The 18,262-nt window shown below is 60.3% G+C and carries 16 protein-coding genes and 2 pseudogenes; 10 read left to right on the top strand and 8 right to left on the bottom strand.

Annotated features, from left to right (window positions below; all coding sequences use genetic code 11):
- Window positions 1-2 precede the first annotated feature (2 nt).
- Window positions 3-1,268 (bottom strand): extracellular solute-binding protein, encoded by a 1,266-nt coding sequence (locus tag ACVWYQ_RS35460; protein WP_404542889.1) that lies wholly within the window; start codon window positions 1,266-1,268, stop codon window positions 3-5.
- Between the two features lie 162 nt (window positions 1,269-1,430).
- On the opposite strand from ACVWYQ_RS35460, the gene ACVWYQ_RS35455 reads away from it, so the two are divergent.
- Window positions 1,431-2,189 carry an SDR family NAD(P)-dependent oxidoreductase gene (locus ACVWYQ_RS35455; protein WP_404542891.1) on the top strand — a complete coding sequence of 253 codons (759 nt, stop codon included), beginning with the start codon at window positions 1,431-1,433 and terminating at the stop codon, window positions 2,187-2,189.
- An 812-nt stretch (window positions 2,190-3,001) separates the two neighbouring features.
- On the top strand, window positions 3,002-3,280 hold the full coding sequence (locus ACVWYQ_RS35450) for a hypothetical protein (protein ID WP_271542360.1): 279 nt from the start codon (window positions 3,002-3,004) through the stop codon (window positions 3,278-3,280).
- Window positions 3,281-3,573: 293 nt separating this feature from the next.
- On the opposite strand, the pseudogene ACVWYQ_RS35445 reads toward ACVWYQ_RS35450, so the two are convergent.
- From ACVWYQ_RS35445 to ACVWYQ_RS35430, 4 genes and pseudogenes are all read right to left on the bottom strand, one after another.
- Window positions 3,574-3,984: pseudogene (locus ACVWYQ_RS35445) on the bottom strand (ABC transporter substrate-binding protein); the annotation flags it as partial.
- 82 nt (window positions 3,985-4,066) lie between these two features.
- Complete coding sequence (locus ACVWYQ_RS35440; RefSeq protein WP_271542363.1) at window positions 4,067-5,509, bottom strand: glutamine synthetase family protein; 1,443 nt, start codon at window positions 5,507-5,509, stop codon at window positions 4,067-4,069.
- A gap of 33 nt (window positions 5,510-5,542) precedes the next feature.
- Window positions 5,543-6,902 (bottom strand): annotated as a pseudogene (locus ACVWYQ_RS35435) (aromatic ring-hydroxylating dioxygenase subunit alpha).
- Between the two features lie 56 nt (window positions 6,903-6,958).
- Window positions 6,959-8,641 (bottom strand): amidohydrolase family protein, encoded by a 1,683-nt coding sequence (locus tag ACVWYQ_RS35430; RefSeq protein ID WP_442869327.1) that lies wholly within the window; start codon window positions 8,639-8,641, stop codon window positions 6,959-6,961.
- 285 nt (window positions 8,642-8,926) lie between these two features.
- On the opposite strand from ACVWYQ_RS35430, the gene ACVWYQ_RS35425 reads away from it, so the two are divergent.
- From ACVWYQ_RS35425 to ACVWYQ_RS35415, 3 genes are read left to right on the top strand one after another with little or no spacing between them, the layout of a single operon-like run.
- A complete protein-coding gene (locus tag ACVWYQ_RS35425) occupies window positions 8,927-9,178 on the top strand; it encodes a 2Fe-2S iron-sulfur cluster-binding protein (protein ID WP_404546282.1) in 252 nt (83 codons plus the stop codon).
- Window positions 9,175-9,435, top strand: coding sequence for an FAD-dependent oxidoreductase (locus ACVWYQ_RS35420; protein WP_404542896.1), 261 nt, complete (start codon window positions 9,175-9,177; stop codon window positions 9,433-9,435). The genes ACVWYQ_RS35425 and ACVWYQ_RS35420 overlap by 4 nt, the downstream gene beginning before the upstream one ends.
- 60 nt (window positions 9,436-9,495) lie before the next feature.
- Window positions 9,496-10,290, top strand: coding sequence for an IclR family transcriptional regulator domain-containing protein (locus ACVWYQ_RS35415; protein WP_404542897.1), 795 nt, complete (start codon window positions 9,496-9,498; stop codon window positions 10,288-10,290).
- Window positions 10,291-10,318: 28 nt separating this feature from the next.
- On the opposite strand, the gene ACVWYQ_RS35410 is transcribed toward ACVWYQ_RS35415, so the two are convergent.
- Window positions 10,319-10,660 (bottom strand): 5-carboxymethyl-2-hydroxymuconate Delta-isomerase, encoded by a 342-nt coding sequence (locus ACVWYQ_RS35410; RefSeq protein ID WP_028182201.1) that lies wholly within the window; start codon window positions 10,658-10,660, stop codon window positions 10,319-10,321.
- A gap of 1,874 nt (window positions 10,661-12,534) precedes the next feature.
- Between ACVWYQ_RS35410 and ACVWYQ_RS35405 the strand changes: the two genes are divergently transcribed.
- Both ACVWYQ_RS35405 and ACVWYQ_RS35400 read left to right on the top strand, forming a co-directional pair.
- The gene (locus ACVWYQ_RS35405; protein WP_271542369.1) at window positions 12,535-13,398 is read left to right on the top strand and encodes a transglutaminase family protein; all 864 of its coding nucleotides are present in this window, start codon (window positions 12,535-12,537) and stop codon (window positions 13,396-13,398) included.
- Between the two features lie 469 nt (window positions 13,399-13,867).
- Window positions 13,868-14,224: a hypothetical protein gene (locus ACVWYQ_RS35400; protein WP_271542371.1), complete on the top strand. Its 357-nt coding sequence runs from the start codon at window positions 13,868-13,870 to the stop codon at window positions 14,222-14,224.
- Between the two features lie 120 nt (window positions 14,225-14,344).
- Here the strand turns inward: ACVWYQ_RS35400 and ACVWYQ_RS35395 are convergent, their stop codons facing one another.
- The gene (locus tag ACVWYQ_RS35395; protein WP_271542372.1) at window positions 14,345-14,503 is read right to left on the bottom strand and encodes a hypothetical protein; all 159 of its coding nucleotides are present in this window, start codon (window positions 14,501-14,503) and stop codon (window positions 14,345-14,347) included.
- 186 nt (window positions 14,504-14,689) lie between these two features.
- Between ACVWYQ_RS35395 and ACVWYQ_RS35390 the strand changes: the two genes are divergently transcribed.
- On the top strand, window positions 14,690-14,977 hold the full coding sequence (locus ACVWYQ_RS35390; RefSeq protein WP_442869328.1) for a hypothetical protein: 288 nt from the start codon (window positions 14,690-14,692) through the stop codon (window positions 14,975-14,977).
- A 239-nt stretch (window positions 14,978-15,216) separates the two neighbouring features.
- Entirely contained in the window at window positions 15,217-16,401 is a 1,185-nt protein-coding gene (locus ACVWYQ_RS35385) for an HWE histidine kinase domain-containing protein (protein ID WP_271542374.1), read from the top strand.
- Between the two features lie 158 nt (window positions 16,402-16,559).
- On the opposite strand, the gene ACVWYQ_RS35380 is transcribed toward ACVWYQ_RS35385, so the two are convergent.
- Window positions 16,560-16,865, bottom strand: a complete 306-nt coding sequence (locus tag ACVWYQ_RS35380) for a hypothetical protein (RefSeq protein ID WP_247421723.1) — start codon at window positions 16,863-16,865, stop codon at window positions 16,560-16,562.
- Between ACVWYQ_RS35380 and ACVWYQ_RS35375 the strand changes: the two genes are divergently transcribed.
- The gene (locus ACVWYQ_RS35375) at window positions 16,864-17,223 is read left to right on the top strand and encodes a hypothetical protein (protein WP_271542379.1); all 360 of its coding nucleotides are present in this window, start codon (window positions 16,864-16,866) and stop codon (window positions 17,221-17,223) included. The genes ACVWYQ_RS35380 and ACVWYQ_RS35375 overlap by 2 nt on opposite strands.
- Window positions 17,224-18,262 lie beyond the last annotated feature (1,039 nt).

Below are 18,262 nucleotides of genomic sequence, written 5' to 3'. Positions count from 1 at the left end.
CGTCAGTTACCTTGCTTGTACGCCGCTTCGATGGCTTTCGCAGCGTTCTGCGGGCTCATGCTGCCGCCGGCGATCTCCGCGGTGACGTCGTTGACGACGCGACCGACCGACGGGCCGAGGCTCTGGTCATAGAAGTTCTGGTGATAGTTGGACTTCGCCAGATTGGCCGCGATCTGCTTCATGAAGGCGCTGTTCAGACCGGCCTCGCCGCCCTTGACGACGGGAACGATGAAGTTGCCGGCGGCAAGCCGCGCCTGCACGTCCTTGGAGATGAAGAACTTGAGGAAGTCGGTAGCTTCCTTGGGCGCGCCCTTGGTGATCAGCCAGCCCGTGATGCCGCCGAGCGTGTCCGACGGCTCGCCCTTGCCGCCGGGTACGACCGGAAAATCGAACCAGCCAAGCTTGTCGTCGCTGAGACCGACCTTGTCGGCGGCAAGCGCGCGCTGGGTGTGATAGAAGGACGAGATGGCTAGGATCATCGCGGCCTTGCCGTCGCCGAAATAGCCGACGGCCTGCGGATTCTTGAACCCGAGGAAGCCGTTCTGGAAGGGCTGGAGATCGACCAGCTGCTTGAACAACTCGCCGGATTTCTGAAAGGTCTCGCCGGCGAAGCCGCCATTCTCACCCTTCAGTGCTGCATCGAAGGCCGGCTTGCCGCCGATGCGCACTGCGAGATGCGTCCAGTAGAAATGCAGCGGCCATTTGTCGGCACCGCCAACCACGATCGGCGTCACGCCCGCGGCCCTCAGCGTTTTCACTGCGCCGAGCAGATCGTCCCATGTCTTGATCTTGCTCGCGTCGACATTCCCCTTGGCCATCAAATCCTTGTTGTAGAGGAAGCCGACCTGCGAGAGCGCGGTCGGCAGGCCATAGACCTTGCCGTTGCTGGTGAAAGCCGCGAGCGCTGCCGGCGCGATCGTGTCGCTGTAGCCGCCGCTCTTCACGGAATCGGTGATGTCTTGCAGCACGCCGGCCTCGATCTGGGTCTTCAGGACCCCGCCGGCCCAGCTATAGATGATGTGCGGCCGGTCCTTGGATTGCAGGATGGTCGGCAGCTTGGCCTTGTAGGCCTCGTTCTCGAGGAACTGCATCTCGACCTTCACACCGGGGTGCGACGCCTCATAGCTGCGTGCGACCTCCTCCCAGATCTTCACCTGGGCCGGGTTGACCTCGATGTGCAGCCATTTGACCGTGGTGTCGGCTGACGCGGAACTGGCCCAAAGCAGGCATGCGGCAGCGGCGAGTCCCAGTATCCCGAGCAATCTCATCACATCCTCCCGACCGTCTTTTATTCTTTGGCGCAATCCTGCCCTCAATTTTTGAGGTACGCAACACAATTTCTGATCTATGCACCTCACCAATGGAATGGCTATGGTTTGCGAAAGAGTCGACGCGGCCTGCCGCGCCGGCCGCAACAAACGAGGTGCCCAATGGCTGCGATCTATTCCGACCTCGCCGGCAAGGTCGTGCTCGTCACCGGCGGCGCAGCCGGAATCGGCGCTGCGATCGTGCGGCGCTTTGCGGAGCAGAAATCCAAGGTCGTGTTCTTCGACATCAAGATCGACGAGGGACAGCGCCTGGCGCGCGAGCTGTTCGAGCAGGGACTGGCTGCGCATTTTCAGCACGTCGATCTCACCGACATACCCGCGCTGCGTGCCGGCGTCGCCGAGGCACGCAAGGCTCATGGCCCGATCAACATCCTGATCAACAATGCCGCGCATGACGAGCGGCACAACACCGAGGAGATGACGCCGGACTATTGGGACGACCGCATCGCGGTGAACCTGAAGCACCAGTTCTTCGCGTCGCAGGCCGTGTTGCCGGACATGAAGGCGGCGAATGCCGGCGCCATCGTCAATTTCGGCTCGGTATCGTGGATCGCAGGACAAGGCGGCATGGCCGCCTACACCGCCAGCAAGTCGGGCGTGATCGGGTTGACGCGCTCGCTGGCGCGCGATTACGGCCCCTACAACATCCGAGTCAATGCGATCGCGCCGGGCTGGATCATGACCGAGCGCCAGCTCGAGAAATGGATGACGCCGGCCGGCGAGATCGAGCTGCAGCAGCGACAATGCCTAAAGCGCCGGCTCATGCCGGACGAGGTTGCAAAGTTCACCGTCTTCCTCGCCTCCGACGAGGCTTCCGCCTGCACAGCCCAGCACTACATCGTCGATGGCGGCTGGGTCTGAGGCGCCTTGAGGATCCAGTTGGAAGATCCGATCCGGACGCGGCCCGGCGGAGCTCACGGGGTCAAGGACGCGATGGATCGAGCCGGTCGCCGAGACCGGCTGGTGCGGTATCGCGCGAGGCCGACCGATGCCCTCGCTCAAGGTCTTGCCGCTGGCGACACCCACGAAGTGCAGGGAGGCGCAAGCGGGACACCGGATCGGGACGTGCGTGTCCGCGGCGTCGGAGGCTGTGCCGGGAATCCAGTGCTGCACGTTCATGCCCGTGCGGGGGCATTTGAAGATGACATTGCGCTCCATGCTGTAGATATGGGCCCGGCGCGGCGACCTGGAAATTGCGGGCCAATACTTACGCAGATGTCCTGAACAGATTGACGCGAGCAGCGGTGAAGACATCGCGCAGCGCTCGTAAGCAGGTTGCCGATCGAGAAGCGTTCGGTCGAATACCGCCGCCTCCTTTGAGCTGGATCAAGTCATGTTTGCGACGCCGACGATAGTCTTGTGTCGGCATCGGGAACGCTTTTTCGAGGTCCCCTTTGCCGGAGCGAGCGACGTTTGGATTTCGAGACCTTCCCGGCGCCGCTTTCACGGAGAGTGCAGAAGACCGCGAACATGGAGCAGGCCGGAGAGCGGCTCCGCCGAAGAGTTCGATGGAACGAAGATCGGCAGCGCGGGTTTGCTGGACGAGTTCAGACCCTGGATGGAAGAGCCACGCGAACAATCGGCCTCGGCGCTCCCATCGAGCCCGAGGCCGGTTTTCGTCGAAGGCAGTGCATGGTCTGGACAAGGGAGGACGCCGATCAGGAGAAACGGACATGCTTGCCGACATTGACACCGACGATCTCACCGAGGTCGTGCGCTATGCCCTGGAGACGACCCGCGCGACGACGGCCTGCCCGTTCCATCGGGATGTGATCGTCCGAATCGGCGATGACGCCGCCGAGAGTCACGCCTTCGAGCGCGCCAAGCGAATCGTCAGATGCGACGGCGCCGAATGGGACAAGGAGGCTCTCAGGGCCGAGCTCGGCCGTCAGCTCGGCGCAGCCGCCGACGGCCGCTGCCCGAAGTGCGATCCGACCGCCTCGTGCCCCTAGCGCGCCCCGAAGCCAATGCAGACGACCCGCTCCGGTGACTTAACGTGTGTGAAGGCGGCAGATGGAACTGGCACCTAGCCTGAACGACACGCGTCGTGCATCAGAGGTCAGACTTCCCGTGAAAGTGACAAAGCCGATCGCCTCGATCATGCGCGGGAGATCCAGGACGGATCCTCCGTCGCCGGACGGGGACGACGACCGTCAGCTGCCGCCATCGGCCGAGAGGCGTCAGGTCGTCGATGAGTACGCCGAAAACCTGCGCAAGATCATCCGAAGACTGCTTGGAAGGCTGAACTGATCTTTGCCGCGGGGACCGTATTCTGCCACATCGTAAAGGACGTCCGCACGATGTAGGGGCTCTTCTCGACGATCGCGGACGTCGCGGCGTTCATGACGATCATCGGCACCTTCGCTTCCTCGAGAAGTGGAGCGACGGCCAGGGCGTCCGGAGTGAAGTACAGTCCCGCGATGTACTGAACCTTCTCCTTGACGATCAACTCCTGAGCCAATGATTTCGACTTGGCGGGGTTCGGCGATTCTTCGTCGCGATAGACAAACTCGATCTGATGATCGCCGACTTTCGATCCATGCTTGGCCACCCAGGCGTCAATGCCGTACTTGAAGTTCTGGCCGAACAAGGCATACGGACCGGACATGGTGCCGATGATCCCCACCTTGATCGTGTCGCACTGCGCCGGCGACATCCAGGCAGTGGCAATCGCGACGGCACCAACAAGTCCAAACCTCAAGCTCATATCTCTCTTCTCCCGCTTCGGTGATGCCGTTTCAAAACATTTCGAAATATTCTCGCTGCTCCCACTCGGTGACCGTCGATTGGAAGCGCTCGATTTCCGCGTTCTTGATGAAAACGTAGTAGTCGACGAATTTCTCTCCGAGAGCCTCGCGGAAGAAGGGGTCATCGCGCAACGCGAACACCGCCTCGCGCAAGGAGGTCGGCAGGAGGTTCGCCTTGGTCTCGTATGGAGTGTCCGCCGACGGACCGGGATCGAGCTGGCGATCAATGCCGTTGAGGCCGGCCAGAATCTGCGACGCCATGTAAAGATAGGGGTTTGCGGCCGGCTCGCCGATCCTGTTTTCGAGCCGGGTGGCTTTATCGTCGGGACCGCCCAGCACGCGGATCATGACGCCCCTGTTGTCGCGTCCCCAGATCGCCCGATCCGGAGCCAGCGAATAGGAACGGTAGCGCTTGTAGCCATTGATCGTCGGCGTCGAGAAGACCGCGGATGCCCTGGCATGCTCCAGCAGCCCGGCCATATAGTGCTTGCCAAGGTTCGACAGGCCGGCCGGTTCGCTCGTCATGAACGCGTTGACGCCCTCTGTTCGGGAGACCAGCGATTGGTGAAGGTGCCACCCCGATGACATCACGTTCGGTATCCGCGGCCGGCACATGAAGGTCGCGTGATAGCCGTGGCGGTTGCAGATCTGCTTCACTGCCGTACGAAACAGCACCATGGTGTCCGCCGGCTCAATGCCGACGGTGGGCTGGAACACGAACTCGCACTGGCTCGGCCCGTATTCCAACTCGATCGACCGAAGCGGCAAGCCCAGCGCCACGATGTTTTGCCTGATCAGCTCGAGCGCAGGCTCCATCTGGTCGTAACGTTGCTCCGTCAGGTACTGATAGCCCTGCGAAAGCAGGCTGACCTCCGGAGGCTCGCCCGGTTGGCCGGGACTGCCGGCGTCCCAAGGCGCCAGGCGGGGATTCTCGACTCTGAAGATGTGGCATTCGACCTCGAGGCCCGCTTTGAAATCATAGCCCCGGTCTTTGAGCTGCCCCAGCACGGATTGGTACAGGCCCCTGGAGGCGAAGGGCACGGGTCGTCCATCGGAGAAGTAGAGGTCGCAAAGCACCCACCCGGTTTTTGATGCCCAGGGGAGAACCTTGAAGGTGGTGGGATCAGCGACCATCAAGATGTCGCCTCCCCCCTGCATCTCGTGCATCCCGAACCCGCCGCCGGCGGTGAATACGGGAAACACCGTGCGGTGAGAGGTATCTTTCGCGAGCAATGTCGTCGTTATCGAGCAGCCGCTCTCGATCGACGAGAGCGCCTCGGAAGCGACCAGCGCCTTGCCGCGCAAGATGCCGTGCTGGTCCGGAAAGGAGAGCCGGATCGTATGCAACTCCTGCTCCTCCGCCATCCGCCGCATGCGGATCGCAGCCTCCTTCTGTTCGGCCGACCAGAGACCGTGCTTTTCGACGAAACTCAACGACATCTCCTTTGCTGAGCTGGGCGGCCTGGCTTATTCGGCGGCGGTCAGGTGAGGCACCTTCTTGGCGAGCTCGGCGGGCACCGGCGCGGCCCAGGGAGCGCCCCGACGACGCTTGACGTCCACTTCCATCCAGTAGGTTTCCCAGCCCTTCGTCGGACCGATGCCATCCATTGTGGCTGGCCCCTGGATGCTGCGCGCGCTGGCAGCGTCGAGGAACAACAGCGGCTTGCCCCCGGAAGCCACCTTCTCGATCTCCTGGCGAAGCAGCCGGCGGTACTGAATGATCGCCTTGTCGGATTGGCCGAGATGTTCACGCGTCCGGTCCTGAATAGCGCCCATCGACTCGACGGCCCACTGATCGTGGACGTTGATGTCCGCGCCCATGCCGGTGTAAGTCTCGGTCGCCTGCTCGTGCGGGTCGAAGCCGTAGTCGTTCGACTTGTTCTTCCGCGAGCGGTATTCCGGCAACTCGTAAAGCTCGAGGCGCTGCGCGCGCATTTTTGCCTTGTCGACGGGCGCGGCGTAGCTGGTGAAAATCGCATACCAATAGCAATTCACGTCGTCGACGGGCACGTGCCACTGGGTAATCGTCATCTCCGTGCTCATCGGAATGACGAACGCATGCGGGAATAGCTGGTTGGTGACGCGAACGTGGGTGCGCTGCTCGTCGATTTCTCGCAAGGCGATGAGCCGCAGGCCGTATTCGGTGTGCTCGACGTTGATGATCGGCCGGTCGTACTCGCGCAGGACCTTCGTCATGGGCATTTCCGAGTCGGCCGACGCACCGCGAAACTGCTTGCCATAGGCCGCCGATGTATCCTCATCCTCGAAGAACCGGTGAAGGAACGATGCGTGGGCCGGGTCGATGCCGACTTCCAGGGCCTGCAGCCAATTGCATTCGATCAGGCCCTTGAAGGCGAAGGTGTATTCGTCCGGCGCCGCGAAGCAGTCGATCTCCGGAAAGGCGGGCGGCTCGCCTTCACCCAAATACGCCCACAGGATTCCACCCTTCTCCACGACGGGGTAGGACCGCTGCTTGATGTTTTTGCAGAGCGAGGAGTTTGCAGGCTCGGCGGGGCGTTTCGAGACACTGTCCCGTGACGTCGAACAGCCACCCGTGGAAGGCGCAGCGCAGGCCACCGTTCTCGAGCCGGCCGAAGGCAAGGTCGGCGCCCCGATGCGGGCAGTCGCGATCGAGCAGGCCATAGCGCCCCGTTTCGTCCTTGAACAGAACGAAGTTCTCGCCGAGAAGCTTGACGGCCTTGATGGGCCGTCCCTCCGCGAGTTCGTCGACGAGCGCAGCAGGCTGCCAATACATCCGCATCAGCTTTCCCGCAGGCGCCTTCGGTCCGACGCGGGTAATGAGGTCATTCTGCTCTTGGCTCATCATGACTTGGATCTCCTCACTCGGCTTCGAGATGCGTCCTCATGCTATCGGGACGCAGACTAACGCTGAAACACGATCTTGCCGCCGACGATCGTCAGGTCGGCTTTGATGTCTTTGATCTGCTCCTCGGGGACCGTCATGAGGTCCGCCGACAACACGGTCAGGTCCGCGAGTTTTCCGGCCTCGATCGTCCCCTTCTCGTTCTCTTCGAACATATAGTGCGATGCCGCGCTGGTGTAGAGGCGCAGCGCCTGCTCGCGGCTGACGGCTTCGTTCGCTCCATAAACGCGTCCGGCGAGATCCTTGCGGGTTACCATGACGTAGATGTTGATGAAGGGATTGATCGTGTTCACCGGGAAGTCGGTGCCTGCGCCGAGGCTGTTCAGCCCCACCTTCTCGATGAGAGTTTTCGTGGGCACGGCCCGATTGGCGACCGCCGCACCCAGGAAGCGCTCGACGGTGGCCGCCTTGTCCCACATGAACACGTTCTGGAAGTCGACTCTGACACCGAGGCGCTTCGCGCGCTCCATTTGCTCGGGCACTATCAAGCTTCCATGGATCAGGACGAAACGCCGATCCTTGATCGATTTCTCCTTGTCGGCCGCCTCGAATGCATCAAGGACTTGGTCGATGCCCTTGTCGCCGACGGCATGGACACCCACGCGCCAATTGTGGCGATTGCAAATGGACACCAGCTCCTTGAGGCGTTGCGGCGATTGCTGGGCAATGCCGTGGTAGCCATCATGCGAGTCTGGATAGGCCTCGCGCATGAGCGCCGTCTTGAGCGTCATGCCGCCATCGTAAAGGATCTTGATTCCGGCGAACTTCAGCCAGTCATCGCCAAAGCCCGAGGAGGCGCCGTTGCCTCGCATGATGGCCTCCCAGGCCGCGTTCTCGGCGGGGGGTTCCGGGCGCCACATGAGACCGACCCGTAGTGTTGCTTCACCGGCCTGCGCCACGCGCTGCAGGGCCGCGATGTCCCTGGGCGAGGTGGCCCCTTCTACGGCGCTGGTGATCCCGAACGAGTTCAGCACACCTTCCGCGAGCTTGAATTGGCGAAACTCGTCGTCCGCCGTCCACTCCGGAACGATCTTTTCGACTTTATCGATCGCCGTCTCGACCAGAACGCCGGTCAGGTCACCGGCACTGTCGCGCTCAAACGATCCGCCGCTTGGGTTTGGCGTGGCCTTGGTTACGCCGGCCTTCTCGAGCGCCATCGAATTGGCCATCGAGAAGTGGCCAACGGTCCGGAGATAGACCGGATTGTTCGGCGCGACGCCGTCGATTTCCTGGCGTGTCAGGTAACGCTTTTCCGCGAGCTGTGACGGGGGATGCCAGGCGCTTCCGATGATCCACTCGCCGGGCTTTTTCTTCGCCACGAACTGCTTGATGCTTGCGAGGGCATCCGCAACAGTCTTGGCGCCGCTCATGTTGACGACGTAGTCGGACAGACCGGCAGCCTTGAAATGCGCGTGCGTGTCGATCAGCCCGGGAACGACAGTCTTGCCCTGCAAGTCGATCGTGCGGGTGCGATTTCCGGCCAACGCCTTGATCGTCGCCGCGTCTCCTACGGCCAAGATTCGTCCGTCGCGAACGGCAAGCGCTTCCGCAACCTTTGACTGACCGTCCATGGTGAGAATCTTGCCGTTGATCAAGGCAAGCGAGGGAGCATTGGCCTCCTGCTGGGCAAACGCCGCGCTTGATGTCAGCACCACTCCCACGATCGCTGTCGTCAGCTTCATTGCGTCCTCCCCGCAAGTTCGGTAGACGAACAATCGTTCGATGTTCTTCAGAATGACTCCAGTGTGAGGCGCAAGCAAGCAAAATGTTTCCGCAGGATCTGCCTAATGGAACCGCAGCGGCGGCAAACAAGCTGGGATTGAGGGGCCGCCAGAATTGATGTAACCGTCTATCGAACTTATGTTCTTAGATCGAACAAACGGCACGGAGGTCGGATGCCGCGAGTGAGATTTGTCCAGCAGGACGGCAGCGGAAAATCCATCGAGGTCGGACGCGACGTGAGCGTGATGCTCGCGGCCGTCCGCAACGGTATTCACGGCATCGACGGCGAATGCGGCGGCTGCCTCGATTGCGCGACCTGTCACGTCTACGTCGATGAAGAACAAGCAAGCTTTGTCCCTCAGCCGAGCGAAGAAGAGCTCGAGTTGCTGTCCGCCGTCTCGGGAGAGCGAAAGCCGAACAGTCGGCTGAGTTGCCAGCTGAAGGTGCCCGCCCCTCTCGACGAGCTGGTGGTCCATGTGCCGGCGAGGCAAGCATGACGGGACTGGTCATCATCGGCGCATCATATGCCGGGGTTCAAGCCGCTCTCACGGCTCGTGACGCCGGCTATTCTCAGCCCATCACCATCGTGTGCGACGAAGAGTGGCTGCCCTATCAGAGGCCGCCGCTATCCAAGGACTTCCTTCTCGATACGCGTTTGCGGGCTGATGTCGATCTCCCCTGCACCGGAGCAAGCCGCAGACCTTTCTTTGACCTCAAATCCCTGGTGACAGCCGGAGACAAGGCTGGCGCCTAGTCCGCGGATTTGTGATGGTTCTCGCTTTCGAGAGGCCACTGAGAGGGACCGCCCAAGAGAATGCCGAGGCTGAAGCGTACGGAAGAAGAGGAAAAGGCGCGGGAGGGCAGCGAGTTCATCGAGACCCTGGATCGGGGTCTTCGCGTGATACAGTCGTTCGGTATCGATCGCCGTCCAATGACCCTCAGCGACCTCTCCAAGAGCGCGAATCTTCCGCGGGCGACGGTGCGCCGGATTCTGATGACCCTCGTAAAATCCGGATTCGTCGCGGGCAACGAGCGGTTGTTTTCGCTAACGCCCAGAGTGCTGCTTTTGGCTTCGGCCTATTTGACGTCGAACCAAATCAGCACCGTGATGCAGCCGCTGATGGACGAGGTCGCCGGCAAGGCCAAGGAGGTCTGCTCCCTTGCGATCCTGGATGGCGAAGAGGTCGTTTTCATCGCCCGCTCGAGTCCAGCGCGGGTATTTTCGACCGGACTGGACATAGGATATCGGCTGCCGGCTTTCTGCACGTCGGTGGGACGCGTTCTGCTTGGCAGATTGGCAAACGACGAGCTGACAAGAACGGTCGACGGCATGAAGCTGGCGGCTCAAACCCAGTCGACGCTGGTCGACAAATCGGCAGTGATTGCGACGATCATTGCGGACCGCACCAAAGGGTATAGCCTTGTCGATCAGGAAGCCGAAGAGGGCTTTCGGTCGATATCGGTGCCAATTCGCCGCTACGATGGCACCGTCATCGCGGCCGCAAATATCGGCGCTCATGTCGATCGCATCACGACCGGTGAGATGATCGATCGCTTCCTGCCTCTCCTCAAGGAGATGTCCCTCGCCGCGCAGCCCCTGCTCGTCTGAGAAGCTGCCGCCTTTTGGCGAGCACCCGTCATTTTAGCCGTTTCTTGTAGGCGACCGGGTCCATGTCACGGACATCCACGCTTATGCTGACCACATCCGGGCATCGCTCTGTCATCGTCCGTCGAAGGCTCGTACTCAGCTCGACCTTCTGGTCGGGCGATCGACCTTCGAGCAAATAGACAGACAGATGCACGAAGCTGTCACGCTTCCCGGCAACCAGGAAATCGTTGTAGACGCACGCCCGCACCTTGACGTCCTCCGCCTTCATGATGCCCGTTCGCCAAGCGGCTTCAAAGAGCGCTTCCATCAAGCCTGTTACGTCGTCGCGAGCGAGCGCCCCTTCCGAATATTCGATCACCAAGTGCGGCATGACGTTGTTCTCGTTTTTAGGTCGCGTTCATGAGATGACCTCACCGTCGTAGACCGTTCGCCCCTCAACGTCCCCATCTTTTGTCGCGGCGGGTCATGGTTCGCATGGGGAAGGCCCGGTCGGCGGAATCTTTGCCGAGAAACACCCTGTGCAGCGCAGAGCTGCGCAGCAGCTCCCCAGCCAAGCCGGTTTCGTGGGTGATTTCAGGCGGGGCGGGAGATCTGGCTGGGGCGGGAGGGATCGAACCTCCGAATGGCGGAATCAAAATCAGTTTGATTATTCAGTGATTTCAAGGTGCATTTGGAAAAATCGAGCCAATTCGCCTCTAGGAATATCAATTGCTTGGCAGGCATTTCCAAATAAGGAAGCGCCTCTCGGAGCTTAGCCAACCACATGCTGCTCGCGTGAAAGCGGACACCGTCAGTATCGATACGTGCGAGGGCATCCTGGGTCGTCTCGCTGAAGCGCTATCGTTTTTCGAGCAAGACAGTTTGTAAGGTCTCAGCCATTCTCATCCGGTGATCTGCTCCGGAAGTCGTGCGGACCAACGCGTGATAGGACTTTGCGTGCTGATCGAGCAGCTGATTAAGAGACACGCTGCTACCATTGGTTTCACAAGGGAATTCTTCCAACCAAGTCAAAATCCGATCACTGCAGATCATAGCTTGTAGCGAAACATCCAACCGCAAAAGAGCGTGCCGGCGGCTGAGCAAGACGTCGCGGGTTCGAGTCAGTGGAGGGCTACCGCCTTTCCCAACGCCAACCGAACCTGCGATCATCTCATCCTATCCTTTTAAGGCATCTCGTCGAATCTGAATGGCGACGCCTACATCGCTGTTCTCATATCCTACAATGAGGCTTTGCGTTTCCTGCGCAAGAGGCGGCCAATAGTGAATCTCGCGCACCACGCTGCTAAGTCCGTTGGGAGGGCGCAATGAATGATTATGTCAATCACGACAATATCCGGCGCTAAAAGAAGCTCATCGCCATCAGCGAAGGTGACCCGCATCGAGATCTTCTAGCCGAATAAGAAGCCGAGCATACGAAGCCGGATGACTGGCCCAACGACGTATACGCCGGCGTCCCCTGGGTTCCGGCACTGACAACGGGCGATCTGTGCGGAGCACCGACTGCGGCATGCATGACACGGCCACCTTGGAGGATTCTCCACCATTTCAGATTTGGCTTCGGACTTCTTGGCGAATGAGCATAACGGTACAGCGGCGGAACCCTGGTCAGTCCATTGTTGAGGATATCCCAGATCTCCCCACTCTCAACGAGTCGCTTCCCAACCATCCCCAATAGCCAAGGACTTGTTCGCGACGACTTTTTTTGGAGGGCTTTGAGTTCCCTTCCTCTGAAGGTCCAAAGTTGGAAATCGACCAAGCTGGTGCTCTGGAAGACCCAATCCGGTCAGTCATCTGGCTAGGCCGGATCAACGGAATCTCAGGCATTGAGAAGTGACGGAGATGCCGCCCACTCTCCTGTTGGAGCGATCGGAGATACCGTCGCGGCCCTGCGACAAATGTGGCGTGCCCATGAGGCACTTGGCCGATCTTCGCAGTGCTGGCGTCCGCCCCAGCTCAACGGCACGTCGTTTCAGAGAATTGGTGAAGGCGTCCGGCAGTCGTCGGAGACGGCTTATGTCCCAAGAGTGATGTGAACTGGAGCATCACGGGACTCCATCTACGCATCGATCAAGCCAGCTCATAACAGGCTTCATCGTAAGGAAGAACGACCGCCGGATCCGGCCTCGCCTCAGGCTTCGGTCATCTGGAGCGACATTTGCATAGCCTCGTCAACTCGGCCACACTTCCCGAAGGGGACCACCGGATAAGGGGCCTGGCCGGAGGCTGCAGCGATGGGAGCATTCGTTGACGACGCTGAAGGTTCTTCACACGACGACCTATCGATTCAACGAACATGTGCGCCTGTTGCCGCATCGCTTGATGCTTCGTCCGCGCGAAAGCCGCGAGCTTCGTTTGATTTCGAGCAACATCAAGGTGACGCCGGACGCGGACCTGACCTGGGCGCACGATGTGTTCGGCAATACGATCGCGACGGCCACGTTTCAGATGGCGGCCTCGAACCTGGTGATCGTCGGCGTCGCGGAGCTCCAGCTCGACGCGGTTGCATGGCCGGTATTCGATATCGCTGTTTCGGCCATGTCTTACCCATTCCGCTATTCTGACGACGATTGGATCGATCTCGGCGCCCTGGCCTCCCCCCAGTTCTCGGATGCGGCAGGACTCCTGAGAAATTGGGCACAAAGGTTCGTTCGAGGAAGTCGGACTGATACGCTGTCGCTGCTAAAGGACCTGAGCGTCGGTGTTTCTGAAGCCGCTCGGTACCAGAGCCGTGAGGATGAGGGGACCCAAACGCCACTGGAAACACTAGATCGCGGCTGGGGGTCATGCCGGGACTTCGCGGTGCTGTTCGCCGAAGCAGCACGCATGCTCGGCTTCGGAGCCAGGATCGTCTCCGGCTACCTTTACAATCCGGAACAAGGCAGCGTCGGATCGACCTGCGCGGGATCAACCCATGCGTGGGCGGAGGTCTTCGTACCGGGAGCCGGCTGGATCACTTTCGACCCGACCAATCGCAGCCTCGGGGGCTTCAATCTGATCCCGGTCGCGGTCGCGCGCGACATCCGGCAGACGATCCCGGTGTCCGGCAGTTTCGTCGGCAGCACCGGTGCCTTCGCCGGGATGTCCGTACAAGTTCTCGTCACATCCTAGTGCGACGCAATGGAGCTTCAGGATGGCAAAATCTCGCCCATTAAATTGTCGTGAACGAGCAAATTTGACCATCAGCTCGAGCTGCACTGCGGCACGATATCCTTCATCACCGGTCCATTCTCGGCATCCATCGGTGAGTGGGAGCGTGTTGCTCCCGTCTGATCTTAGAAGGAGCATCATGCCCGACATTCTCGAGGCGTTGCGCGGATGGCTCGAACGTACGTCCCGCGCAAGAACGTCGTCTTTCGATCCAATCAGCGAGGTCAGCCATGGAGAAGTACATTCACCTGCAGGACCTCATCCTATCCAAGGAACATCTTGCATAGCCGCACAGTGAAGCGGAGCGGGAAGTGCTCTTGAAGTTGCTGGCGGAGGAGGAGGCGAGAGAGCCTCAGCCGAAAAGAGGCGTTCTCTTGCCGCGCTGAACCGCATCAAGGAGCGGCGTACTCCAATTCGAGAGGATACGACTATGAACCACCAGACAATAAAAGGCACGGTCGCCGTCGCGCTCTTCGGTGCGGCGATGCTTGGCTCGGTGCTCCCTTCGGCGGCAGCCCCGATCTCGGCGAGTACGACTCTTCTGACACAAGCGGCTTCTTCATCCGGAGTGACCGAGGTCTACTACCGACGCCACTATCGTGGCCGCTACTACCGCGCTCCGGGGGCCGCGATTGGTCTTGGCATCCTTGGTGCTGCGGCTGGAGCCGCCGCCTATGGAGCCTACGGTGGCGGCTATTACGGGCCGGGCTATCCGCAGAGCTACTACGCGCCAGGCTACTACGGCGGCCCGTATCCCTATCGCCGCCAATACTACACCCCGTATTGAGCGCACGAGCCACGCTGCTCGAGTGCGACGGTCTTCATCATAGACCGTCGCACTCGATGCGGTTGCGAGGCTCATAAGAAGCGCAAGCGCGATCGGGGGCGCGTTCGCGCCAGCGGCGGCTTACTTTTCGTTTTCTTCCGTTTGCTCTCGCTCCAGGTCGCCGATCAGCTTGCCAATGCGCTGCGCGGTCGTGGGATCTTTCGCTCCACGCAGCAGGCGCTTGGATTGTTCTAAACGAAAAGCAACCTGCTCTTGGCGGGCGAGTTGGTCTTCCATCATTTGCTTTCCTCCAGGGAGGAAGACGATTGGCAGGGCCAATGGTTCAAATCTATTGTGCCGGCGCGCGGCGCTCCGCTCGATTGCAACAGTGCCGCACCAGGCATAGGAACGAACCAGGCCAAACAGCCGAGTTGAACAGGAGGAACGATATCTCGTTATGGTTGTTGCCCTGGCGGATCCTCGAACGTGGCGGGATCGAAGACCGAAAGTCAGCAGAACAAAATGGTGAGATCTCTGTCATCCCTCGCGATCTTCATGCTCCTCGGAGCGGCGGTGATCGCTTTGCCGACCTTTGCTCCAAAAGTGCAGGCGGATGAGCTCGTGGCGCTGGCCAAAGGCGACCGGCTCAAAATCCGAGCCGCTTTCCTAGATTGCTCGGCACAGGTCTGGCCGGACTTTCCCACGTCCTGTTTGCGACACGCTGGCTCTGGAACGAAGATCCAGGAAGCTCGTCTCGTGACTGCCCGGCGATAGTTCGGTCCTCGTTCAATCAGCTAGCCTCAGGGATCAGCCCCCCAGTTCTTCCCGTCCAAACCAGCCTGGCAGCATCAGACCGTCACGCCGAGACGAGACACCGCGGACGCGGCGAATTGGCTGGCCTTCTTCCCTCGAAAGGCGCAGCAATGGGCGCGGCGTCGGTCCAGGGCAATCGGTTTACGAGCATTCGCGGGTGCCGAGACTCCCTCGGCCCGCCGAGAGAGAGCGAGATCACCATGTCAATAGAGCCAATCCAGGTGCCGAAAGTTCTCATCGTGGAGGACGAGATGATCCTGCGGATGCGTGCGGTCGACATCGTGGAGGATGCCGGGTTCTGTCCCATCGAGGCGATTAATGCCGACGAGGCAATCTCGGTTCTGGAGTCCCGATCGGACATCTCGCTGCTGCTGACCGATATTCAAATGCCGGGAACTATCGATGGCCTCAAGCTCGCCCATGCGGTGCACGAGCGCTGGCCCTCGATCAAGATCATTCTGGTGTCCGGCCAGGTAAAGCCGTCCGAGGCGGAACGGCCGGCGAACAGCAGATTTTTCGGTAAACCGCTCGGTGTCGAGCAAATGATCACCGAGCTTAAGGCGATGGTGGGCGCAGGTGCTTTGCAGATCGTTCCGACGGCAGGCGACTGGACGCTCGGTGGCGCGTTTGACGCCGCGCGCGCCTCCCCCTCCCGGTCGGAGCAGGAGGCTTCCCTGTCCGCCGAGAACGACAGCCTTCGCTTGCTGCTCGAACAGGCCAAGATCGACGCGCAAGCTTTGATCATTCAGGCCGGCATCGATGCCGAGCAGCGAAGTGCCGCCGACAAATTGCAGAAGCTGATCCTCGGTGAGCTTCATCATCGCGTCAAGAATACGCTTGCCATGGTGAGTGCAATCGCGTCCCAGAGCTTCCGCGGAGCGCCGAGTATCGAGCATGGACAGAAGGCCATGGAGGGCAGGCTGCTCGCATTGGGGCGAGCCCATGATCTGCTGATGCAGGTGAGTTGGGCCGATGCGAGCCTGACCCACACGCTGAGCAGCGCAACGGAGCCCTACGACAGTCAGGGCGACAGACGCTTCCACTTCAATGGACCGGATATCAGGATTACGTCGGTCGCCGTCATTGCGCTTGCGATGACGTTGAACGAACTGTGCACCAACACCACCAAGTTCGGCGCCCTGTCCGTCCCGACGGGCCGCGTCGAGATTTCGTGGGCGATCGATGAGTTGAAGCAGAGGCTTCGCCTAGTCTGGACTGAAAGGGGCGGTCCCCCCGTCGAGCCGCCCACACGCCGGAGTTTCGGCACCCGGATGATGGGGTCTCTGGGCCAGCAACTGACCGGGCAGGTGAGCCTCGCATATGAACGGGGCGGATTAGTCTACACGCTGGACGTGCCACTCGGCTCGATCGCCGTGGTCGCGTGATCTGGCTTTTGTTCAAGCCCTGAGCGAGCTCTGTCGAAAGGGTCCGATACCTTAGCTTCCCAGCTGGGCCGGCGCCGTTTGGCTTGCCGATCGCCTGAGAATCCAACAAAAAGGCCGCGGATTGCACCGCGACCTCTTGCATCGGCTTGCTTCGTCTCTCAGTAGGTGCCGATCCCGACGCTCACGCCGGGAGCGCGGAAGCCAACGCCGCCGCGGTCTTCATAGCCACGTCGCTCGATGTAGCGCTCACGTGGTGCATATCCGTACGCATCGCGCCCTTCGCGGATGATGACGCGCCTTTCGCTACGTTCGCGCCAGCACCGTCCGTCTTCATTGCAGACCATGCGAATCTTTTGAAGGCTGCTCTCCGGCGTGGGCGATGTGCTGAGGGAAAGCGGGGCTGCCGATGCCGCGGTCACGATAAGCGTACTGGCTGCGGCTGCTAAAACTGTGAGAATTCTCATGAAGTATCTCCCAAAAGAAGTTTGTGTCAGTGAGCCAATAGAATCGCGAAACAATGGTTCCGGGAGAGCAAGAAGAAACTGCTCCGCAGAAGTAGCTAATGCTATCGGTGGCGTGAACGCGAGTTGCGCTCCCGCTTACCCCGCAGCGGAACATGAAAATCTTGGCTCGACGATCCCAGAACCATCATCGACGTTCGAATATCGCCTGACGCAAGAAGCGCTCAACCTTCGCCAGCAGGCCAAAGGGATGCCCGCTGGTATCCGCCGCTCGGAGCTTTTGCGAAAAGCCCGGCAGATCGATGTTGCCGGAGAGGTCAACAAGTGGTTGACCTCGCCGGGACTATTGGCGCCGCTTTAGGACTTCATCTCCAACAGGCTGAACCTACGTCCGCTCCGTAGAGACCAACTGGTATCGGGATTTTACTCTCACCCTCCCGGGGCTGATCGACCGCCGTCTGCGCTTCATTTCAAGCGGGCGGCGTTTTTGCTTCCGGCGGCGAGCCCTTCGCCGGGACTGATCCGCAACTGGGAGTAATTCCCAAGTGCCTCCCAGCGGCGCCGAACACCTTCACCTCGACCAAAGGCAACGGCCTCAGTGCGGGGGCATCTGAGGCCGCTAAGCCTTCCGCCGGGCATTGGGGCAAAATGTCGACCGGTCAGTGGGCTTGGCTCTCGGAGATAAATCTCCGATTGCTGAGGACCAAGAACTCCCAAGATCAATCGTTCCAGCCGCTTGAGAATATTGCTCGTCCTAACTTGGGCAATATTCGAAAGACTCAGGACGTGCCCCTCCTCCCCCGGGGGCTCACCGGCGGCACTGACTTGCCATTTGATGGAAGCGATGACTTCGATGAGTCGCCGTTTTGGGGTAGCGCTAGGACAAGCAATCCGCTCGAGCATGCCAAAGCACTACGCCGATTTTGCACCTGATGAATAACTCCCCCTTGGGTCACCTCGTTGCGGAAGATGAAACCAATTGACCTTCCCTCGATCAGAGCGGCTAACCATTGATCCGGGGGTGGTCAATATTGACCAGCGGCTGTCAGAGTTTCAGGTCATATTTCGCCAAAATGGGGGTTGGCAGATCAATGCAGTCACTCGACGATAAGCTTTTTTACCTCCGCTCCATTTCAAAGGATCTCAATACACAGCTGCTCACTTTGATCGCTTTGCGAGAGAGCACCAACGAGGCCCACAGAAGGATCGCCTATCGGGGCAGGCGCAGGAGGCGACGACGCGCGAGAGAGAGAATTTAACGGCAATCTTCCTTTTCTACGCTTTGCAGAACTTACCCATATCGGTCGACGCTCGCTCCTCCAACTTCTAAACAGGCCGAGTCGCTCTTGCGCATTGAGCCAAGCGCGAATCAGGTTGAGCTGGACTCGCCAGCGGTTGGT

It is taken from the genome of Bradyrhizobium sp. USDA 3397 (assembly GCF_054060965.1).
The sequence above is the reverse complement of the archived record's forward strand: the minus strand, read 5'-3'. Positions and strand labels throughout refer to the sequence as shown.